Below are 17,901 nucleotides of genomic sequence, written 5' to 3' on the forward strand. Positions count from 1 at the left end.
GTGGAGCGGTGACCCAGCCGACCCTCTCCGACGAGCAACAGCGGGTGTTCGACCTCATCGAGAACACCCGCGAGCACCTGTTCGTCACCGGGCGCGCGGGCACCGGCAAGTCCACCCTGCTCAACCACCTGAGCTGGAACACCGACAAGCAGATCGTCATCTGCGCGCCGACCGGGGTCGCCGCTCTGAACGTCGGCGGACAGACCATCCACTCCCTCTTCCGCCTTCCGATCGGCGTGATCGCCGACTCCGACCTCGAGCAGCCTCCTGAGCTGCGCAAGCTCCTCAACACGATCGACACGCTCGTGATCGACGAGATCTCGATGGTCAACGCCGATCTGCTCGACGGGATCGACCGCAGCCTCCGCCAGGCGCGCCAGCGTCGGTCCGAGCCGTTCGGAGGCGTCCAGGTCGTCCTCTTCGGCGACCCGTTCCAGCTCGCTCCCGTGCCCGGCGACCCGGAGGAGCGCGCCTATTTCGCCGACCGCTACCGCTCGCTCTGGTTCTTCGACGCGATGGTCTGGCAAGAGGCGCCGCTGCGGATCGTCGAGCTCGGACGCATCCATCGGCAGAGCGACGAGCGCTTCAAGTGGATGCTCAACGCCGTGCGCTTCGGCATGGTCACGAAGGAGATCGCCGACGTCCTCAACGCGGCCGGTGCCCGCACGCCTCCGGCGAACGACGCGATCACGCTCGCGACGCGCAACGATACGGTCAATCGGATCAATCAGACCGCCCTCGCACGGCTGAAGGGGCCGCTGAAGACCGCCGCCGCAGAGATCAGCGGCGACTTCGGCGGTCGGGCCTATCCGGCCGATCAGAACCTCGAGCTCAAGATCGGTGCGCACGTGATGTTCTTGCGCAACGATGCCGACCAGCGCTGGGTGAACGGCACGATCGGTCGGGTGACGAAGGTCGCGGGCACCGTCTGGGTCGACGTCGACGGCGAGGTGCACGAGGTCGAGCCGGCCACGTGGGAGCGCTATCGCTACTCCTATTCGGCCGCGACCAAGAAGCTCACGCGCGAGATCGTCGCGGAGTTTGCGCAGTTCCCGTTGCGGCTCGCGTGGGCGGTCACCATTCACAAGTCGCAGGGCAAGACGTACGACTCGGCGGTGGTCGACCTCGGACAGCGTGCCTTCGCCCCGGGGCAGACCTACGTCGCCCTGAGTCGCATCACGAGTCTCGAGGGGCTCTACCTCACCCGGCCGTTGCGGCCGAGCGACATCATCGTCGACAAGGACGTCCTGCGCTTCATGTCCGAGCGGCGGGCAGAGCCGGCGGCCGTCGCGGCCGATGAGGCGGCGAGCGCGCCGAGCTGAGCGGTGTCCGAGCCGAGTGGCGGGGGGCCGCAGGCGTTCGTGAGCGTCGCGGAGGCGTCAGGCCGCGATGCGGGAGCGCGCGAGCTCGCGGAAGACCTCGGTCGTCAGCCGGTAGGCCTCGGCCACTTCGGCGATGACCCTTTCTCGTTCGGCGTCGTCCCATCCCGCGGCATCGAGCTGCTCGCGATAGGTGGCGCGGAACGCGGAGGGTGCGGCGATCTCGCCGTAGAGGAAGAATCCGACGCCGTTGGTCTCGAAGCCGAACCGCCGCTGGAGCAGTGCGCGCACGATCGAGCAGCCCGAGAGGTCGCCGAGGTATCGGGTGTAGTGGTGCGCGACGAAGCCGCCGCTCCAGGTCGCCGCGACCGTGCGGATCCGCTCGACGTAGGCCCGAGTGGATCGAAGCGGGACGATGCGCTCGCGCCAGTCCTCGCCGACCAAGAACCGCAGGTCTTCGGCGATGGCCGGGAGGCGCGTGAGCTTGGTCGAGAGGAAGGGGGCGGCCACCGGGTCGTGGGCCATGGTGGCTCCGACCGTTTCGAGGGCCTCGTAGACGAAGTAGTGCTGCGAGATCAGGGCGACATAGTCATCGCGGCTGCCCGATCCCGTCATCAATGCCGTCATGAACGCCGCGCCCTCGTCGTCGGCGCTCGACTGGCCGATGCGCTGCCGCAGGGCCTCGGAGAACGGGATCACGGTCACGGTCGCCTCCCTCACAGCTTCTTAGGTTGGCCTTACCTTAGCTGAGGGGCATCGGGGGTGCCAGAGGAAGGCGCCCAGCGCGCGGGGTTCTCGAGACGGTCAATGGCGATGGCTCGGGAGCTCGCTCGACATCATCCCGCCCATGTCGCCCGGGCCTCCAGAGGAGGAGGCGAGGGCGGGGGTCGCGACCGCCGACACGGCGAGTGCCCCGGCCAGCAGACCCACGAGGGCGCGCGACGCCGAGACCGGCCGTTCCGTCGTCTCCGGTCGACGGAGCGCGGCGATCACCACGGCCGCAGCGACGAGCTGGAGGAGCCCTGCCGCGAGCGGAGGCAGCGGATCGCGGAGGAGACCGGCGGGGACCGCGAGCACGAATCCTCCGAAGGCGACGGCCGTCACCGAGAGAGCGACGAGAGGGACCAGGATCCGAGCCCGGGCGAGGACGAGCACCGCCCACAGGATCTCCGCCGCCCCGAGCATGCCGAGAGCGAGGGAGGCGGCATCGGCGCGGGCCGCCGCCATCGAGATGTGGATCAGCCCGGCGCCGAGAGCGGCGAAGGAAGCGTTGCAGCGGGCGACGGTCGACATGGCGACTCCGATCGGGGGGCTCCAGAAGGTTCCCGGAGAGAGAGGAGGCCCCGGATCGACACACCGCATCGTGTCGTCCGGGGCCGTAGGGGTCCGTCCGCCGCGGAAAACGGCGGGCCCGCGGCGGACGGAGTAGAGGGGAGCGGGAGCGCCCGCCCGGGTCAGGCAGTCGCCCGGCTCGTCCTGAGCGACTTCTCGGTGCCGAGGCCGACTCCCAGGAGCACGAGTGCACTGGCCAGGTGGAGGAAGTGGTCGGCGGTGTTGAGCGCGAGCACGTTCAGCGCTGTGTTCACCAGGAAGAAGCCCACGATGCCGAGGAGAAGGTAGACCGCCCCAACCGTCACGTTGACCGAGCGGGCGGCCGAGACCGTCGAGAGCCCGGCGATGAGCAGGGCGCCGCCGATCAGCAGGTGGGCGATGTTGTGCAGAGGGTTCACCTCGAAGATGCCGAGCAGGAGCCCGCCCTGCGTCGAGAGGAACTGCACTCCACCGGTGACGACGAAGCCGAGAAGGCCGACAACGACGTACACGGCACCGAAGACCGTGGCCAGGAGTCGGTTGGGGGATCTGTTCATGGTCTTTTACCTTCCTCGAGCAACGCGTCGGCGGTGTACTTCTCTCTTCGTCGCCCGGGCGCTGTCGGTTTGGGAAAGGGGTGGACCAATCGGCGCGTGGACCGATGACGCCCGCCCACCGGCGCCGCATCCAGGTCCTACCCTGGTGCGATGACGATCACTCCCGATACCAAGGACTGGACCTGGGTGCTCGAGCGCCCGTGCCTCGAGTGCGGCTACGACGCCTCCCTGGTCGAGCCGAGCGAGGTGCCCGCGCGTGCGCGGAGGAACGCCGCCGCCTGGCCGTTCGTGCTCGAACGCGACGGCGCGGCGGGCCGCCCGGACGGCGAGACGTGGTCGCCGCTCGAGTATGCGGCGCACGTGCGTGACGTGCACCGCATCAACCGCGAGCGTCTCGCCCTGATGCTCGAGAACGACGACCCGCTCTTCCCGAACTGGGATCAGGACGTCACCGCCGTGGAGGAGCGCTACGACCAGCAGGACCCTGCGACGGTCGGCCGCGAGCTCGTCGACGCGGCGGAGCACATCGCGAGCCTTCTCGAGGGTGTCTCGGACGAGCAGTGGCGGCGGTCGGGTCGCCGCAGCGACGGCGCCTCCTTCACGGTCGGCACCCTCGCGGTGTACTACCTGCACGACGTCGTGCATCATCTGCACGACGTCGACGGCTGAGCGTCAGGCCCCGACGCTCAGGTGTCGATGAGTTGCGGGTTGAGGAACGACAGCGTCCGGGCGTAGGCGAGGGCGGCGGAGGCGGGGCTCACTGCCTCCCGCAGGTTGCCGTTGGCGAAGTGGCGCTGCGTGTCGGCATAGGTGTGCGCCGTCACCGGAGTGCCCGACTCCTTGAGTCGACCGACGAATGACTCGGGGTCGCCGCCCGGGCCCCAGTCGTCGTGCTGGGCGAAGTGCACGAGCACAGGGCAGGGGATGAGCACGTGCTCCTCGGCGTCGAGTGTCGCGTAGTAGGCGACCACCGCATCGACGAGACCGGTGCCGGCGGTGAGCAGACCGAGTCTCCCTCCGAAACCGAAGCCGACGATCGCGCTTCGCGTGGCACCGGCCGCGAGACCCGTGCGCACCGCGTCGGCGACGGAGGCGAGGGTGCGGTCCTCCGCGGCCATCGCCGCGAGATCGCGCGCGTCCTCGGGGGCGAGGGTGGCCCAGCCGTCGTAGAGGTCGGGTACGAGCACGTGGTAGCCGTGCTTGGCGACCGCCTCCGCGAAGGGTTCGAGCCAGGGGAGGCGCCCGAACACGTCGTGCAGCACGACGACGACCGGCCGGCCGGGCTGCCCGAACTCGAGGGCGACTCCCGGTGACGGGATCTGGACGAGCTCGCTCATGCTTCCAGAGTGCCCTGCGCGGACGCCGTTGCCGCCCGCCGGGGCGGTTCGTCTCGGCGTGTCGCCGCCGAACGCCTTATGGCGTGGGCGAAAGAGGCGAGTTCTGCCGGCCTTGCGTGGCGCTACGACTCTTCAGAGGGAGCGAGTGACGGGAATCGAACCCGCGCCATCTGCTTGGGAAGCAGAAGTTCTACCATTGAACTACACTCGCGCGGCGCCCCGAAGGCGCACCGTGACATCGTAGCAAGCCCTGTGACACGCCCACGCCCTAGGATCGCCTGGTGCTGCTCTCCGATCGTGACATCAAGCTCGAGCTCTCCTCCGGACGGGTCGGGCTCGCCCCGCACGATCCCTCGATGATCCAGCCCTCGTCCGTCGATGTGCGACTCGATCGCTTCTTCCGACTGTTCGACAACCACCGCTACCCCTATATCGATCCGGCCGAGGATCAGCCCGAGTTGACGCGGCTCGTCGAGACGCCCGCGGGCGAGCCGTTCATCCTGCACCCGGGCGAGTTCGTGCTGGGCTCCACCTACGAGGAGGTGTCGCTGCCGGACGACGTCGCCGCGCGCCTCGAGGGCAAGAGCTCGCTCGGGAGGCTGGGCCTGCTCACCCACTCGACCGCCGGCTTCATCGATCCCGGCTTCACGGGGCACGTGACGCTCGAGCTCAGCAACGTGGCGACCCTCCCGATCACGCTGTGGCCCGGGATGAAGATCGGCCAGATGTGCTTCTTCCGCCTCAGCTCGCCCGCCGAGAAGCCCTACGGCTCGGCCGAGTACAGCTCGCGCTACCAGGGCCAGCGTGGCCCCACAGCCTCCCGCTCGTCGCTCCGCTTCCACCGTACGGATGTCTACGCCGACTGACGCCCCCTCCCGCGAGATGCCACTTATGAGCGCGACACGCCGATGGGCGAGCTCATATGTGGCATCTCGCGGCGGTGAGCCTCAGCCGAGGAGGCGCGGCAGCTGCAGCACCAGCCACGGCGAGAACGCCCACGGCGTCGCGCGCACCGCCGCGAGCGTCGCCTCGGGGTCGACCCACTCATAGTCCATGACCTCGTCCGCGCGCGGGTCGAGCGCCTCCCGGCTCGAGAGCGTCGCGGTGTAGACCGGGCAGATCTCGTTCTCGACGACCCCGGAGGCATCGACCGCGCGGTAGCGGAAGTCGGGGAGCGCCAGCTCCAGCGACTCGAGCCGCGCCCCGAGCTCGCGGTCGGCGCGGCGCGTCACCGCGTCCTCGATCCTCTCGCCGGGGGAGGGGTGGCCGCAGAACGAATTCGTCCACACTCCCGGCCAGGTGCGCTTCGCGAGCGCGCGTCGGGTGACGAGCAGTGCTCCGTCGGGAGCGAACACGTGGCAGGAGAAGGCGAGGTGCAGCGCGGTCGCGCCGTCGTGGACCGTCGCCTTGTCGGCTACTCCGATGGCGTCACCGGTCTCGTCGAGCAGCACGACCTGTTCGATCTCATCGATGCGCACGGCCGTTCCTCCCGGAGTCATACCCTCAAGTCAAGCATGCCGCAACACATCAGCCGGCTTATCGTTCGAGAAGTCCCCTTTGTTAGCCTTCCCCCGTGGATACGCGCGACTCCGTGGTTCTGTCCCGGCTGAGGCAGGAGCACGTCGATGCCGTCCTCGACCGCTTCTTCTCGCTGGCGCGGTCCCGGGCCGGTCGATATGGCGAGCGATACCACACGCTGTGGCGCACCCTCGAGGCGAACACGCGAGGCGGCAAGCGCTTTCGTCCCCTCATGGTGATGTCGGCGTACGACGCGCACGGCGGTCACGATGCGGAGGCGGCGGCGCATCTGGGCGCGGCGTTCGAGCTCCTCCACACCGCGCTCATCGTGCACGACGACGTGATCGACCGCGACTTCGTCCGCCGCGGCAGCCCGAACGTCTCGGGCAGCTACCGCGACGAGGCCACGACCGCGGGGCTCTCGATCCCCATCGCCGAGCACCGGGGCACCTCGGTCGCGGTGATCGCCGGCGATCTCGCGCTCACCGGCGCGCACCGCCTCGTCGAGGGCGTCGGCGCCTCCGACGGCGTGCGCGCCCGGCTGTTGACGCTGCTCGACGAAGCGGTGTTCGCCTCCGCGGCGGGCGAGCTCGCCGACGTCGACTTCTCGCTCATGCCCGGCATGCCCTCGGTCGAGGAGGTGCTGGAGATGGAGCGGCTGAAGACCGCGGTCTACTCGTTCGAGGCGCCGTTGCAGGCGGGGGCGATCCTCGCGGGCGCCGACGATGCGGCGGTCGCGGCGCTCGGCGAATTCGGGCGCTGCATCGGCATCGCCTATCAGATCGTCGACGACCTCCTCGGCGTCTTCGGCGCGGAGGGGCAGACCGGCAAGTCCACCCTCGGCGACCTGCGCGAGGGCAAGCGCACCGTGCTCATCGCACACGCCGCCCAGACCGAGTGCTGGCCCGAGATCGAGGCTCTGATCGGCGACGAGCACCTCGCCGCCGAGACCGCCGAGCGGGTGCGTCGCGTGCTCGAGGAGTGCGGCGCCCGTCGCTTCGCCGAGCAGCTCGCGAACGACTTCGCCGACCGCGCCTGGGCCGCTCTCGAGACTCCCGCGGTGACGGAGGCGTTCCGCACCGAAGCACGCCCGCTCGTCGCGAGCGTCGTCGGGCGCACGCGATGAGCATCGCCCGCCACGCGCGGAGGGGCGCCCCGATGTCGTTCGCTGGGGCGCGCGCCCGTACGGTGGCACGATGAGCCGGCAGAGCGAGCTGTACGACCGTGTCGCCCATGAGTCGTCCGCGCGGGTGATCCGGCGCTACTCCACCTCCTTCGGGTTGGCGACCCGGCTGCTGGCCGCCGGAGTCCGGGAGCGCGTCGAGGACGTCTACGCCCTGGTCCGCGTCGCCGATGAGATCGTCGACGGGGTCGCCGAGGAGGCGCGGCTCGACCGCGAGGCGGTCGAGGAGGCACTCGACGCCTTCGAGGCGGAGACCGAGCGGGCCCTCGCCACCGGTTACAGCTCCAATCTCGTGATCCACGCTTTCGCGAAAACCGCCAGGGCGACGGGCATCGACGCCGAGCTGACCCGGCCGTTCTTCGCCTCCATGCGCGCTGATCTGCGCGAGACAGTGCACACGCCCGAGTCGTTCGAGGCCTACGTCTACGGCTCGGCCGAGGTGGTCGGGCTGATGTGCCTCCGGGTGTTCCTCGCGGCCGACGACGCCGGGCTCGTCTCGGGCTCGTCCCGCGCGCGCCTCGTCGCGGGCGCTCGCCGTCTGGGGGCGGCGTTCCAGAAGGTCAATTTCCTCCGCGACCTCGCCGCCGACGTCGACGGGCTCGGCCGCAGCTACTTCCCGGGAGTCGATCCGCGCGCCTTCTCGGAGCGCGACAAGGCAGCGCTGCTGGCCGACCTCGACGACGACCTCGAGGCCGCAGGTGCGATCGTCGCCGAACTGCCCCGATCGAGTCGCCGTGCCGTGCTGCTGGCCCACTCGCTGTTCGCCGCGCTCGCCGAGCGGATCCGCGCGACCCCGGCCGAGCGGCTCCTCCGTGCCCGCGTGAGCGTGCCCACGGCGACGAAGGCAGCGCTCGCCGCGAAGGCCGCCGTCTCGACGCTCGGGCCGCGCCTGGGCCCCGGCCCGGCGAGGGCCGCCCGATCGGCGAACGGGCCGCACCGAGCGGTCGTGATCGGAGGCGGGATCGGCGGTCTCGCCTCCGCGGCGCTCCTCGCCCGCGATGGCTGGGACGTCACTCTGCTCGAGGCCCGCGACGCTCTCGGAGGCCGCGCCGGCTCGTGGGAGAAGGACGGGTTCCGATTCGACACCGGCCCCTCCTGGTACCTGATGCCCGAGGTCTTCGATCACTTCTTCCGTCTCATGGGCACGAGCGCCGACGAGCGCCTGGACCTCGTGAAGCTCGACCCCGGTTACCGCGTCTACAGCGAGGGCATCGACGAGCCCCTCGACGTGCGCGCCGACCTCGAGGCGAACCTCGCGCTGTTCGAGAGGGTCGAGCCCGGGTCGGGCGAGCGGATGCGGCGCTACCTCGACTCGGCGCGCGACACCTACGAGGTGGCCAAGCGCCGCTTCCTCTATTCGAGCTTCGCGTCCTTCCTCCCGTTGATGCGCCGCGATGTACTCCGCCGCACGGGAAAGCTGGGGAAGCTGCTCCTCACGCCGCTCGACACGTTCGCCGCGACCGCGGTGAGCGAGAACCGGCTCCGTCAGATCCTCGGCTACCCCGCCGTGTTCTTGGGCTCGTCGCCCTTCACCGCGCCGAGCATGTACCACCTGATGAGCCACCTCGACCTGGCCGATGGCGTGCTGTATCCGAGGGGCGGCTTCACGACCCTGATCGAGGCCGTCGCCGACGTCGCCAAGGAGGCGGGGGTGCGCCTCCGCACCTCCTCGCCCGCCACACGCATCCTCACCGCGCGCGCCCCCCGCGGCAGCCGTCGAGGCGCCGAGGTCGTCGGAGTCGAGTTCGCCGGGGCGGACGGCCTCGAGCGTCTCCCCGCGGAACTCGTGGTCAACGCCTCCGATCTCTTCACGACCGAGCAGTCGCTACTACCGAAGGAGCTGCGCAGTTACCCGCCCGAGTACTGGGAGTCGCGCGAGCCCGGCCCGAGCGCGGTCCTCGTCTTGCTGGGGGTGCGAGGCGAACTGCCGCAGCTCCAGCACCACACGCTCCTCTTCACGCGGGACTGGCGGGACAACTTCGGCCGGATCTTCGGCGAGAACCCGAGCGTGCCCGATCCCGCGTCGATCTATGTCTGCCGGCCGAGCGCCACCGACTCGAGCGTGGCTCCCGAAGGGTACGAGAACCTGTTCGTGCTCGTGCCGATCCCGGCCGACACCTCGATCGGACGCGGAGGGGTGGATGGCGCGGGCGACGCGCGCGTGGAGGCGATCGCTGATTCCGCCATCGAGCAGATCGCGAGCTGGACGGGTGCCTCCGACCTCGCCGAGCGGATCGTGGTGCGCCGCACCATCGGCCCGGCCGATTTCGAGAGCGACCTCGGCGCCTGGCGCGGCTCGATGCTCGGCCCGTCGCACGTGCTCTCCCAGAGCGCCTTCTTCCGCGCCGGCAACGTCAGCGCGACGGTCGGCGGGCTGCTCTTCGCCGGGAGCTCGACCATCCCGGGGATCGGGTTGCCGATGTGCGTGATCAGCGCCGAGGTGATGCTCAAGCGTGTGCGCGGCGACGTGTCGACCGAGCCGTTGCCGGTGCGCGGAGTGCCCACGCCTCCCGTCGCCCCGCAGGTCGGCGCGCCGGTGGGGGAGTAGCCGGTGGGAGTCCTCTACCTGCTCGCGCTCCTCGTCTCGATCACGGGGATGGTGGTGCTCGACCGTCGCTTCGGCCTCTTCTTCTGGGCGGACGCACGGCGCGCGGCGATCGTGCTGCCGGTGGGGGTCGCCTTCTTCCTCCTCTGGGACCTCGTCGGTATCGGCCTCGGCGTCTTCTTCCGCGGCGAGACCTCCTATATGACCGGCCTGCAGCTCGCCCCCGAGCTCCCGATCGAGGAGGTCTTCTTCCTCACGCTGCTGTGCTACCTGACGATGGACGTGCACGGCTTCCTCGCGACGCGCTCGTCTCGGCGCTCCGGCGCGCGGAGGGAGGCGCGCCGATGACCTATGCGCTGCTCAACGCCGCGTTCCTCGCGGTGGTCCTCGTGCTCCTCCTGGTTGCGCTCCGCCGTCGCACCCTGCTGGCCTCCGCCCTGTTCGGCACACTCGCCGTGCTGCTCGTGATGACCGCGATCTTCGACAACGTGATGATCGGTGTCGGCCTGCTCGTCGCCTACGACGACACGCTCATCTCGGGCATTCGGATCGGCGTCGCGCCGATCGAGGACTTCGCCTACGCGGTGGCCGCCGCTCTGGCCCTCCCGGCGCTGTGGAGCCTCCTGCCCGCGCGACGGAGCGAGCCGTGAGCCGGCTGCGCGCGCTGTTCGTCTCGAGCCGGCCGCTGAGCTGGGTGAACACGGCGTATCCGTTCGCGGCCGCCTACCTGCTGACCACGCGCGAGGTCGACCTCGCCTTCGTGCTCGGCACGCTCTACTTTCTCATTCCCTACAACCTCGCGATGTACGGGATCAACGACGTCTTCGACTACGAGTCCGACCTCCGCAACCCGCGCAAGGGAGGCGTCGAGGGAGCGGTCCTCGACCGGAGCGAGCACCGTGCCACCCTGCTCGCGGCGGTCGTCACGAACGTGCCGTTCCTCGCCGCGCTCGTGCTGCTGGGCTCGCCCGTCTCGTGGCTCGTCCTCGCGATCAGCGTCTTCGCCGTGATCGCCTACAGCGCGCCGGGCCTGCGCTTCAAGGAGCGCCCGTTCGTCGACTCGCTGACCTCGGCGACACACTTCGTCAGCCCCGCCGTCTACGGCATCGCCCTCGCCGGCACGACTCTCACCCCCGGCCTCGTCGCGCTGCTCGTGTCCTTCTTCCTCTGGGGCATCGCGAGCCACGCCTTCGGTGCGGTGCAGGACATTCTGGCCGATCGGGCCGGAGGCATCGGCTCGATCGCCACGGTCATCGGCGCGACGGCGACGACGCGATTCGCGATCTGCGCCTACCTCGCGAGCGGAGTGCTCCTCCTCCTGTTGCCGTGGCCGGGGACTCTCGCTGCGGTGCTCGCCCTGCCCTACGCGGCGAGCATCTGGCCGTACCGCTCACTCGGCGACGCGGAGGCGGAGCGCGCGAACGCCGGCTGGCGGCGTTTTCTCGTGCTCAACTTCGTGACGGGTTTCTTGGTGACGCTGCTGCTGATCGCCTTCTGGCTCGCGAGCTGAGCGGCAAGGAGGCCCCTGTGCGCGCCTAGAAGAGGTGGTGCGGGGCGACGATCAGCACGACGACGAGAGCGAGGCTCGCGAGCAGGGCGACGACGAGGGCCGTATAGCCGAGGCGCTTCGCAAGCTTCTTCGCCCGTGCGCTACGCGAGCTCGAGCGCTTCTTTCTGACGCGGATCGAGGCGGGGTGCTCGTCGGACGGCCGCGGTGTGGCTGGCATGCCTCCGCTCGCATCGGCCGTCGGCCACGACGAGGCGGGGCTGGTGACGGGGGCATCGACGGCCGACTCGGAAACGGAGGTGTGCCGCTCCGGTCCTCGGGGCGGGGGGCCTCCTGCGGGCGGGCGTCGCGCCATGAGGGTCCTCCGTCTCGGATCGGTGTCGCCGACCGGCCATGCTGCTTGCCGCCGCTTGGTCACTCTAAGGGAGCGGTGGCTCCGGCGTCTCGGCTGGCACAGAAGGACGGGTGCTCGGCGGACGAGGCACCGGCAGAAGCAGCACGAGCCCGACGGCGAGGACGAGGAGCAGGCCGAGAATGCCCCAGTACTGCACGTTCGCGTCGCTGCCTCCCGAGACGGCGGCGGCGATCGAGACGGCCGTCGCGAAGGCGGCAGGCGCGAGGAAGGAGGCGGCCCGCCCCGTGGTGGCGTAGAGCCCGAAGATCTCGCCCTCCCGTCCCTCCGGGATGAGCCGGGCGAGGTAGCTGCGGCTCGCGGACTGCGCCGGCCCGACGAAGAGGCACAGCAGCAGGCCGAAGATCTAGAAGACGGTCGTGCCGCCGTCGTGCAGGGCGAAGACCGCGGTGCCGCAGAGCACCAGTCCGATCAGGGAGGAGACGATCACGGCCTTCGGTCCGATGCGGTCGTCGAGGGCGCCGACCGCAATGGTGGCGGCTCCCGCGACGACGTTCGCCGCGATCGCGAAGAGGATGACCTGGCCCGCGCTGAATCCGAAGGTGCCCTGGGCCAAGACGCCGCCGAAGGTGAAGATCCCGACCAGCCCATCGCGGAAGACGGCGCTCGCCAGGAGGAACAGCACGGTGGTGCGGCTCTCGCGCCAGAGCCCTGCGATGTGGGCGAACAGGGCGCGATAGGAGGCGATCAGGCCGGTCCGCGTCTCGCGCCCGGCTCGCGCAGGCATCTCGGGCACGGCGAACAGGACCGGCAGGGCGAACACCGCGAACCAGACCCCTGCGAGCAGGATCGACACCCGCACGTCGAGCCCGTCGGCGCCCGTGACGCCGAAGAGCCCCACCTCCGGCTGGATGAAGCCGAGGTAGACGATCAGCAGCAGCACGATTCCGCCGACGTACCCCATGCCCCAGCCGAAGCCGGAGACGCGGCCGATGGTCGCGCGGGTCGAGACTTGCGCGAGCATCGCGTTGTAGTTGACGCTCGCGAACTCGAAGAACACGGTGCCGACGGCCAGCAGCCCGAGGCCGAGCCAGAGGAACGCCGGGTCGGGGCGGACGAAGAACATCAGCAGGATGCACAGCACGACGACGGCGGTGTGCACGCCGAGCCAGAAGCGCCTCCGGCCGCCCAGATCCGCGCGCCGCCCGGTGATCGGGGCGATGAACGCGACGACGAGACCGGCGACGGCGAGCGACCAGCCGAGCGCGGCGGAGACTCCACTGGGCGTGCCGAACAGTCCGTCGGTGGTGAGGTAGACGGTGAAGACGAAGGTGGTCACGACGGCGTTGAACGCCGAGCCGCCCCAGTCCCAGAGACCCCAGGCGAGGACGGGCCAGCGGGAGGTGCGCGTCGTCATGGGCTCACCGTAGGGCGAGGAGGTGAACGGTCGGAAGTGGGGACCGCACGAGACTGAGAGTTGAGCCGAGAAGACTCAAGTTCTGCCGTCTCGACTTGACGGCGGTCGCCCGATGCGTAAACTTGAGCGTGCGGGGCTCAACTCCCGCAGAGGATTCCGTTCCACAGTCATAGGTCCGGCCACGAGGCCGTTCGCGAAGGAGAAACACGCATATGTCCCGTGCCGTAGGCATCGATCTGGGAACCACCAACTCGGTCGTGGCCGTCCTCGAGGGTGGCGAGCCCACCGTCATCGCCAATGCCGAGGGCTTCCGCACCACCCCCTCCGTCGTCGCGTTCACCAAGGATGGCGAGGTGCTCGTCGGCGAGACCGCGAAGCGCCAGGCCGTCACCAACGTCGATCGCACCATCGCCTCGGTCAAGCGCCACATGGGCACCGACTGGACCTTCGGCGTCGAGGACAAGAAGTACACGCCTCAGGAGATCTCGGCGCGCATCCTGGGCAAGCTCAAGCGCGACGCCGAGCAGTACCTCGGTGACAAGGTGACCGACGCGGTCATCACCGTCCCCGCCTACTTCAACGACGCCGAGCGTCAAGCCACGAAGGACGCGGGCGAGATCGCCGGCCTCAACGTGCTGCGCATCATCAACGAGCCCACGGCGGCGGCGCTCGCCTACGGCCTCGACAAGGGCAAGGAAGACGAGCTCATCCTGGTCTTCGACCTCGGTGGTGGAACCTTCGACGTCTCCCTCCTCGAGGTGGGCAAGGACGACGACTTCTCGACCATCCAGGTCCGCGCGACCTCGGGCGACAACCGCCTCGGCGGCGACGACTGGGACCAGCGCGTCGTCGACTACCTGGTCAAGCGTTTCAAGGACTCGACGGGTGTCGACGTCTCGAAGGACAAGATTGCACGCCAGCGCCTCAAGGAGGCGGCGGAGCAGGCCAAGAAGGAGCTCTCGTCGAGCACCTCGACCAGCATCCAGCTGCCTTACCTCTCGCTCACCGAGAACGGCCCTGCGAACCTCGACGAGACGCTCACTCGCGCCAAGTTCGAGGAGCTGACGAGCGATCTGATCGAGCGCACGCGCAAGCCCTTCACCGACGTCATCGCCGAGGCCGGGGTGAGCGTCGACGACATCGCGCACGTGGTCCTCGTCGGCGGCTCGACCCGCATGCCGGCCGTGGCCGAGCTCGTCAAGAAGCTCACGGGTGGCAAGGAGCCGAACAAGGGTGTCAACCCGGACGAGGTCGTGGCCGTCGGCGCTGCGCTTCAGGCCGGTGTCCTCAAGGGCGAGCGCAAGGACGTCCTCCTGATCGACGTGACCCCGCTCTCGCTCGGCATCGAGACCAAGGGAGGGATCATGACCAAGCTCATCGAGCGCAACACCGCGATCCCGACCAAGCGCTCCGAGACCTTCACGACGGCCGACGACAACCAGCCGTCCGTCGCGATCCAGGTGTTCCAGGGCGAGCGCGAGTTCACCCGCGACAACAAGAACCTCGGAACCTTCGAGCTCACGGGCATCGCGCCCGCGCCGCGAGGCATCCCGCAGGTCGAGGTGACCTTCGACATCGACGCCAACGGCATCGTGCACGTCTCGGCCAAGGACAAGGGCACCGGCAAGGAGCAATCGATGACGATCACCGGCGGCTCCTCGCTGCCGAAGGACGACATCGACCGCATGGTGCGCGAGGCCGAGGAGCACGCCGCCGAGGACAAGGCTCGCCGCGAGGCCGCCGAGGTCCGCAACAACGCCGAGACCCTCGCCTACTCGGTCGACAAGCTCATCAAGGACAACGAGGACAAGCTGCCGGACGACGTCAAGACCGAGGTCCAGGGCGACGTCGATGCGCTGAAGACCGCGCTCGCCGGCGCCGACGACGCGGCCGTCAAGACCGCATTCGACGCGCTGAACGCCTCGCAGACCAAGATCGGCCAGGCCATCTACTCGCAGGACCAGGCCGCTCAGAGCGCCCCGCAGGACGCTCCCGCCGACGGTGAGAAGAAGGACGACGAGGACATCGTCGACGCCGAGGTCATCGACGAGGACGAGCCGAAGGACAAGAAGTAGCCATGGGGAAGCACAACCAGCCCCACGGCGAGGGTGCTCCCGAGGAGGAGCCCGTCGATGCCGCCTCCGAGGCGGCCGAGGCCGCTCAGGACTCCGAAGGTCTGATCGAGGCCGAGGGCCCCGACGTCGAGACCACCCTCTCGGACGCCGACCTCTCGTTCCTTTCGGGCCAGTCCGACGCCGAGACGCTCGCGGCCGAGCACCTCGCCGACCTCCAGCGGGTCACCGCCGAGTACGCGAACTACCGCAAGCGCACCGAGTCGAACCGCCAGCTCGAGAAGGAGCGCGCGATCGGCGATGCCGTGAAGGTGATCCTCCCGGTTCTCGACGATCTCGACCGCGCCGAGAAGCACGGCGATCTGCCCGAGGGTGGCCCCGTGACGGCTATCGCGCAGAAGCTGCGCGGCGGAGTGGAGAAGCTCGGTCTCGTGAAGACGGGCGCGGTCGGGGACCTCTTCGACCCGAACATCCACGAGGCGATCTTCCAGCAGCCGACACCGGGGGTCGAGACATCCACGGTCGCCGACGTCGTCGAGTCGGGCTACTACCTCGGAGGCTCGCTCTTGCGCGCCGCCAAGGTGGTCGTCGCGGTCCCGGCCGACTGACCGTCCAGCACGACAGCACGACAGCACGACAGCACGACAGCACTGCGGAGTGCCCCGCCTCACCCCCTGCCCGGGTGGGGCGGGCCCGTCCGCCGCATTCGACATAGGAAGAGGCACATGGCCAGCCAGGATTGGTTCGACAAGGACTTCTACAAGGTCCTCGGCGTGTCCAAGGACGTCTCCGCGGCGGACCTCAAGAAGACCTACCGCAAGCTCGCGCGCCAGTTCCACCCCGACTCGAACCCCGGCGACGCGAAGTCGGAGGCGCGGTTCAAGGAGATCAGCGAGGCCTACACGGTCCTGTCCGACCCGGACCAGCGCAAAGAGTACGACCAGATCCGCGCGATGGGCTCGGGGGCCCGCTTCACCGCGGGCGGCCAGCCCGGCGGCTTCGACGATGTGTTCGGCAACGTCTTCGGGCAGGGAGGCGGTGGCCGTGCCTCGTACAGCACCCAGCAGGGGCCGCCCGCCGGCTTCGAGGACATCCTCGGGGGCATGTTCGGCGCAGGAGGCGGCGGCCGCTTCGGCCAGGCCAGCGGCGGATTCCGCGGCTTCGGCGGGCCTCAGCGCGGCGCGGACGTCACGGCCAGCACCTCCATCGACTTCCGTACCGCGACGGTCGGTGACACGGTCCAACTCCAGACGGGAGAGGGACGCACTCTGTCGGTGCGCATCCCCGCCGGAGTCGCCGACGACCAGAAGATCCGCGTGCGCGGCAAGGGGCGACCGAGCCCCGATGGTGGTGAGCCGGGCGATCTCGTCCTCACGGTGTCGGTGCGCAAGCACCCCGTCTTCGAGCGTGACGGTCTCGCTCTGCGCGTCACCGTCCCCGTGACCTTCGTCGAGGCGGTCTTCGGTGCGACGATCGAGGTGCCGACCCTGAGCGGCGAGCCCGTCAAGCTCCGCGTCGCTCCCGGCACGCCGAGCGGACGGGTGCTCCGCGTGAAGGGCCGAGGCGTCACGACCGCGAAGGGCACGGGCGACCTGCTCGCCGTCCTCCAGGTCGCGGTCCCCTCTCATCTCTCGGGAGCCGCTCGCGATGCCCTCGAGGCCTTCGCGGCGGCCCAGCCCGCCGAGAACCCGCGCGAAGACATCCTGGAGAAGGCCCGCTACTAGCGAGCGCGGATCGGCTCGGTCGACCGCAGAGGAGGGGACGTGGACGAGAACACGCCGGTCTTCGCGATCGCGGTCGCGGCCGAGCTCGCGGGCATGCATCCGCAGACCCTCCGGCAGTACGACCGCCTGGGGCTCGTAAGCCCCACGCGCACGGCAGGTAAGTCGCGCCGCTACTCGATGCGCGACGTTGTGCAGCTCCGCGAGGTCGCGCGGCTCTCATCCGAGGGGGTGTCCCTCGAGGGCATCGGTCGCATCCTCCAGCTCGAGAATCAGGTCCAGGCCCTCTCGCGGCGCGTTCGCGAGCTGGAGGGGGCGCTCGCCGACGAGCTGCTCAACCGACCCGGTCGGCGCGTCTTCGCCGCGGGCCTCGAGGGCGATGTGGTGACACTCCGCCACGGCACGCGTGCCCAGCGCCGTACCGAGCTCGTCGTGTGGCGCCCCCTTGCGCCGTCTCGCGCCAACGACACCGATGCCCCCTGATTCGGGGGTAGGTTTTTTGGGCGCTCGGTGTCACTGCCGCGGCGTCCGTCCCGTCCACCTCGTCTGCGGCGGCGCGGCGAACGGAGGAGGACCCGGTGGGCGACGACAGCAACGAGCAGAACGGCGTCCTCGCTGGCCAGCCGGATCAGAGCGGAGCACGCGGCGCCCCGTCCCCCTCCGCCTCGGCACGTACCTCTGACGAGGGCAGTGCGCCTGCCGAGGGGCGCGCTCCCGTCGTCCCCGACAACCGATACAGCCGTGAGTCCTACGCGATCCACGCGACGCGGAGCGAGCTGCCGCTCTTCTCCGACGCCCTCACCGGCCGTCGTGACGACGCCGGCTGGCTCTCGTCGCTCTCGAGCGTGCTCGGCGGCGAGAAGGCCTCGGGCGAGGCCGAGACGACCGCCGCCGCGGCGCAGGCCGCGATCGAGCGTCGCCGCCGCCGAGAGTGACACTGCGCCGCTGATCCCGGCGTCCCTCGGCGAGGACGAGCGTCGTCGCCGCTCCAAGCTCCCGCAGACCTCCTCCGTCACCCGCATCATCGTGCAGAGGTGCTGAAGGGGATCCCCTCCCGCGCGC

Annotated in this window: 19 protein-coding genes, 1 tRNA gene and 1 pseudogene; 13 read left to right on the top strand and 8 right to left on the bottom strand. The window is 69.9% G+C overall.

Features of this window, described 5'->3' with window-relative positions; translation table 11 throughout:
• Positions 1 to 8 precede the first annotated feature (8 nt).
• A complete protein-coding gene (locus ITJ45_RS02435) occupies positions 9 to 1,322 on the top strand; it encodes an ATP-dependent DNA helicase (RefSeq protein ID WP_194607241.1) in 1,314 nt (437 codons plus the stop codon).
• Positions 1,323 to 1,379: 57 nt separating this feature from the next.
• Here the strand turns inward: ITJ45_RS02435 and ITJ45_RS02440 are convergent, their stop codons facing one another.
• The 3 genes from ITJ45_RS02440 to ITJ45_RS02450 all read right to left on the bottom strand — a co-directional run bounded on the left by ITJ45_RS02440 (position 1,380) and on the right by ITJ45_RS02450 (position 3,187).
• Entirely contained in the window at positions 1,380 to 2,024 is a 645-nt protein-coding gene (locus tag ITJ45_RS02440) for a heme oxygenase (biliverdin-producing) (protein WP_194607242.1), read from the bottom strand.
• A 99-nt stretch (positions 2,025 to 2,123) separates the two neighbouring features.
• Positions 2,124 to 2,612: a hypothetical protein gene (locus tag ITJ45_RS02445; protein ID WP_194607243.1), complete on the bottom strand. Its 489-nt coding sequence runs from the start codon at positions 2,610 to 2,612 to the stop codon at positions 2,124 to 2,126.
• 161 nt (positions 2,613 to 2,773) lie between these two features.
• Complete coding sequence (locus ITJ45_RS02450; protein ID WP_194607244.1) at positions 2,774 to 3,187, bottom strand: DUF4383 domain-containing protein; 414 nt, start codon at positions 3,185 to 3,187, stop codon at positions 2,774 to 2,776.
• 150 nt (positions 3,188 to 3,337) lie between these two features.
• Between ITJ45_RS02450 and ITJ45_RS02455 the strand changes: the two genes are divergently transcribed.
• On the top strand, positions 3,338 to 3,856 hold the full coding sequence (locus ITJ45_RS02455; RefSeq protein ID WP_194607245.1) for a DinB family protein: 519 nt from the start codon (positions 3,338 to 3,340) through the stop codon (positions 3,854 to 3,856).
• A 17-nt stretch (positions 3,857 to 3,873) separates the two neighbouring features.
• Here ITJ45_RS02455 and ITJ45_RS02460 read toward each other — a convergent pair whose 3' ends face one another.
• A complete protein-coding gene (locus tag ITJ45_RS02460) occupies positions 3,874 to 4,524 on the bottom strand; it encodes a dienelactone hydrolase family protein (RefSeq protein WP_194607246.1) in 651 nt (216 codons plus the stop codon).
• Positions 4,525 to 4,664: 140 nt separating this feature from the next.
• A tRNA-Gly gene (locus ITJ45_RS02465) sits at positions 4,665 to 4,735 on the bottom strand.
• 70 nt (positions 4,736 to 4,805) lie between these two features.
• Between ITJ45_RS02465 and dcd the strand changes: the two genes are divergently transcribed.
• Positions 4,806 to 5,390, top strand: a complete 585-nt coding sequence (gene dcd / locus ITJ45_RS02470) for a dCTP deaminase (protein ID WP_194607247.1) — start codon at positions 4,806 to 4,808, stop codon at positions 5,388 to 5,390.
• An 81-nt stretch (positions 5,391 to 5,471) separates the two neighbouring features.
• On the opposite strand, the gene idi is transcribed toward dcd, so the two are convergent.
• Positions 5,472 to 5,996, bottom strand: coding sequence for an isopentenyl-diphosphate Delta-isomerase (idi, locus tag ITJ45_RS02475; protein WP_323742866.1), 525 nt, complete (start codon positions 5,994 to 5,996; stop codon positions 5,472 to 5,474).
• A 101-nt stretch (positions 5,997 to 6,097) separates the two neighbouring features.
• Here idi and ITJ45_RS02480 point away from each other — a divergent pair, with 101 nt between their 5' ends.
• The 5 genes from ITJ45_RS02480 to ITJ45_RS02500 all read left to right on the top strand — a co-directional run bounded on the left by ITJ45_RS02480 (position 6,098) and on the right by ITJ45_RS02500 (position 11,280).
• Positions 6,098 to 7,168 carry a polyprenyl synthetase family protein gene (locus ITJ45_RS02480; RefSeq protein ID WP_323742824.1) on the top strand — a complete coding sequence of 357 codons (1,071 nt, stop codon included), beginning with the start codon at positions 6,098 to 6,100 and terminating at the stop codon, positions 7,166 to 7,168.
• A gap of 70 nt (positions 7,169 to 7,238) precedes the next feature.
• Positions 7,239 to 9,773 (top strand): phytoene desaturase family protein, encoded by a 2,535-nt coding sequence (crtI, locus tag ITJ45_RS02485; RefSeq protein WP_194607249.1) that lies wholly within the window; start codon positions 7,239 to 7,241, stop codon positions 9,771 to 9,773.
• 3 nt (positions 9,774 to 9,776) lie between these two features.
• Positions 9,777 to 10,118, top strand: coding sequence for a lycopene cyclase domain-containing protein (locus ITJ45_RS02490; RefSeq protein ID WP_194607250.1), 342 nt, complete (start codon positions 9,777 to 9,779; stop codon positions 10,116 to 10,118).
• Positions 10,115 to 10,420 (top strand): lycopene cyclase domain-containing protein, encoded by a 306-nt coding sequence (locus ITJ45_RS02495; protein ID WP_194607251.1) that lies wholly within the window; start codon positions 10,115 to 10,117, stop codon positions 10,418 to 10,420. The genes ITJ45_RS02490 and ITJ45_RS02495 overlap by 4 nt, the downstream gene beginning before the upstream one ends.
• Positions 10,417 to 11,280: a prenyltransferase gene (locus tag ITJ45_RS02500; RefSeq protein WP_194607252.1), complete on the top strand. Its 864-nt coding sequence runs from the start codon at positions 10,417 to 10,419 to the stop codon at positions 11,278 to 11,280. Before ITJ45_RS02495 ends, ITJ45_RS02500 begins: the two co-directional genes overlap by 4 nt.
• Positions 11,281 to 11,305: 25 nt before the next feature.
• Here the strand turns inward: ITJ45_RS02500 and ITJ45_RS13945 are convergent, their stop codons facing one another.
• Positions 11,306 to 11,632 (bottom strand): hypothetical protein, encoded by a 327-nt coding sequence (locus tag ITJ45_RS13945; protein WP_228493411.1) that lies wholly within the window; start codon positions 11,630 to 11,632, stop codon positions 11,306 to 11,308.
• 64 nt (positions 11,633 to 11,696) lie between these two features.
• A pseudogene (locus tag ITJ45_RS02510) lies at positions 11,697 to 13,046 on the bottom strand (MFS transporter).
• Positions 13,047 to 13,258: 212 nt separating this feature from the next.
• On the opposite strand from ITJ45_RS02510, the gene dnaK reads away from it, so the two are divergent.
• The 5 genes from dnaK (at position 13,259) to ITJ45_RS02535 (ending at position 17,774) form a co-directional block, all read left to right on the top strand.
• Positions 13,259 to 15,121, top strand: coding sequence for a molecular chaperone DnaK (dnaK, locus tag ITJ45_RS02515; protein ID WP_194607254.1), 1,863 nt, complete (start codon positions 13,259 to 13,261; stop codon positions 15,119 to 15,121).
• Positions 15,122 to 15,123: 2 nt separating this feature from the next.
• Positions 15,124 to 15,726 carry a nucleotide exchange factor GrpE gene (locus tag ITJ45_RS02520; RefSeq protein ID WP_194607255.1) on the top strand — a complete coding sequence of 201 codons (603 nt, stop codon included), beginning with the start codon at positions 15,124 to 15,126 and terminating at the stop codon, positions 15,724 to 15,726.
• Between the two features lie 117 nt (positions 15,727 to 15,843).
• Entirely contained in the window at positions 15,844 to 16,842 is a 999-nt protein-coding gene (locus ITJ45_RS02525) for a DnaJ C-terminal domain-containing protein (RefSeq protein WP_194607256.1), read from the top strand.
• Between the two features lie 39 nt (positions 16,843 to 16,881).
• The gene (locus ITJ45_RS02530; protein WP_194607257.1) at positions 16,882 to 17,322 is read left to right on the top strand and encodes a heat shock protein transcriptional repressor HspR; all 441 of its coding nucleotides are present in this window, start codon (positions 16,882 to 16,884) and stop codon (positions 17,320 to 17,322) included.
• 95 nt (positions 17,323 to 17,417) lie between these two features.
• Positions 17,418 to 17,774: a hypothetical protein gene (locus ITJ45_RS02535; protein WP_194607258.1), complete on the top strand. Its 357-nt coding sequence runs from the start codon at positions 17,418 to 17,420 to the stop codon at positions 17,772 to 17,774.
• Positions 17,775 to 17,901: the final 127 nt, after the last annotated feature.

This window comes from Rathayibacter sp. VKM Ac-2879, from assembly GCF_015351245.1.
Lineage (GTDB): Bacteria > Actinomycetota > Actinomycetes > Actinomycetales > Microbacteriaceae > Rathayibacter.

Bases quoted from the DNA above. Each gene is read 5' to 3' on its own strand.
- ITJ45_RS02455 (WP_194607245.1), top strand. From the start codon at position 3,338: ATGACGATCACTCCCGATACCAAGGACTGGACCTGGGTGCTCGAGCGC.
- ITJ45_RS02460 (WP_194607246.1), bottom strand. From the start codon at position 4,524: ATGAGCGAGCTCGTCCAGATCCCGTCACCGGGAGTCGCCCTCGAGTTC.
- ITJ45_RS02495 (WP_194607251.1), top strand. From the start codon at position 10,115: ATGACCTATGCGCTGCTCAACGCCGCGTTCCTCGCGGTGGTCCTCGTG.
- ITJ45_RS13945 (WP_228493411.1), bottom strand. From the start codon at position 11,632: ATGGCGCGACGCCCGCCCGCAGGAGGCCCCCCGCCCCGAGGACCGGAG.
- ITJ45_RS02445 (WP_194607243.1), bottom strand. From the start codon at position 2,612: ATGTCGACCGTCGCCCGCTGCAACGCTTCCTTCGCCGCTCTCGGCGCC.
- crtI (WP_194607249.1), top strand. From the start codon at position 7,239: ATGAGCCGGCAGAGCGAGCTGTACGACCGTGTCGCCCATGAGTCGTCC.
- ITJ45_RS02520 (WP_194607255.1), top strand. From the start codon at position 15,124: ATGGGGAAGCACAACCAGCCCCACGGCGAGGGTGCTCCCGAGGAGGAG.
- ITJ45_RS02525 (WP_194607256.1), top strand. From the start codon at position 15,844: ATGGCCAGCCAGGATTGGTTCGACAAGGACTTCTACAAGGTCCTCGGC.
- ITJ45_RS02450 (WP_194607244.1), bottom strand. From the start codon at position 3,187: ATGAACAGATCCCCCAACCGACTCCTGGCCACGGTCTTCGGTGCCGTG.
- dnaK (WP_194607254.1), top strand. From the start codon at position 13,259: ATGTCCCGTGCCGTAGGCATCGATCTGGGAACCACCAACTCGGTCGTG.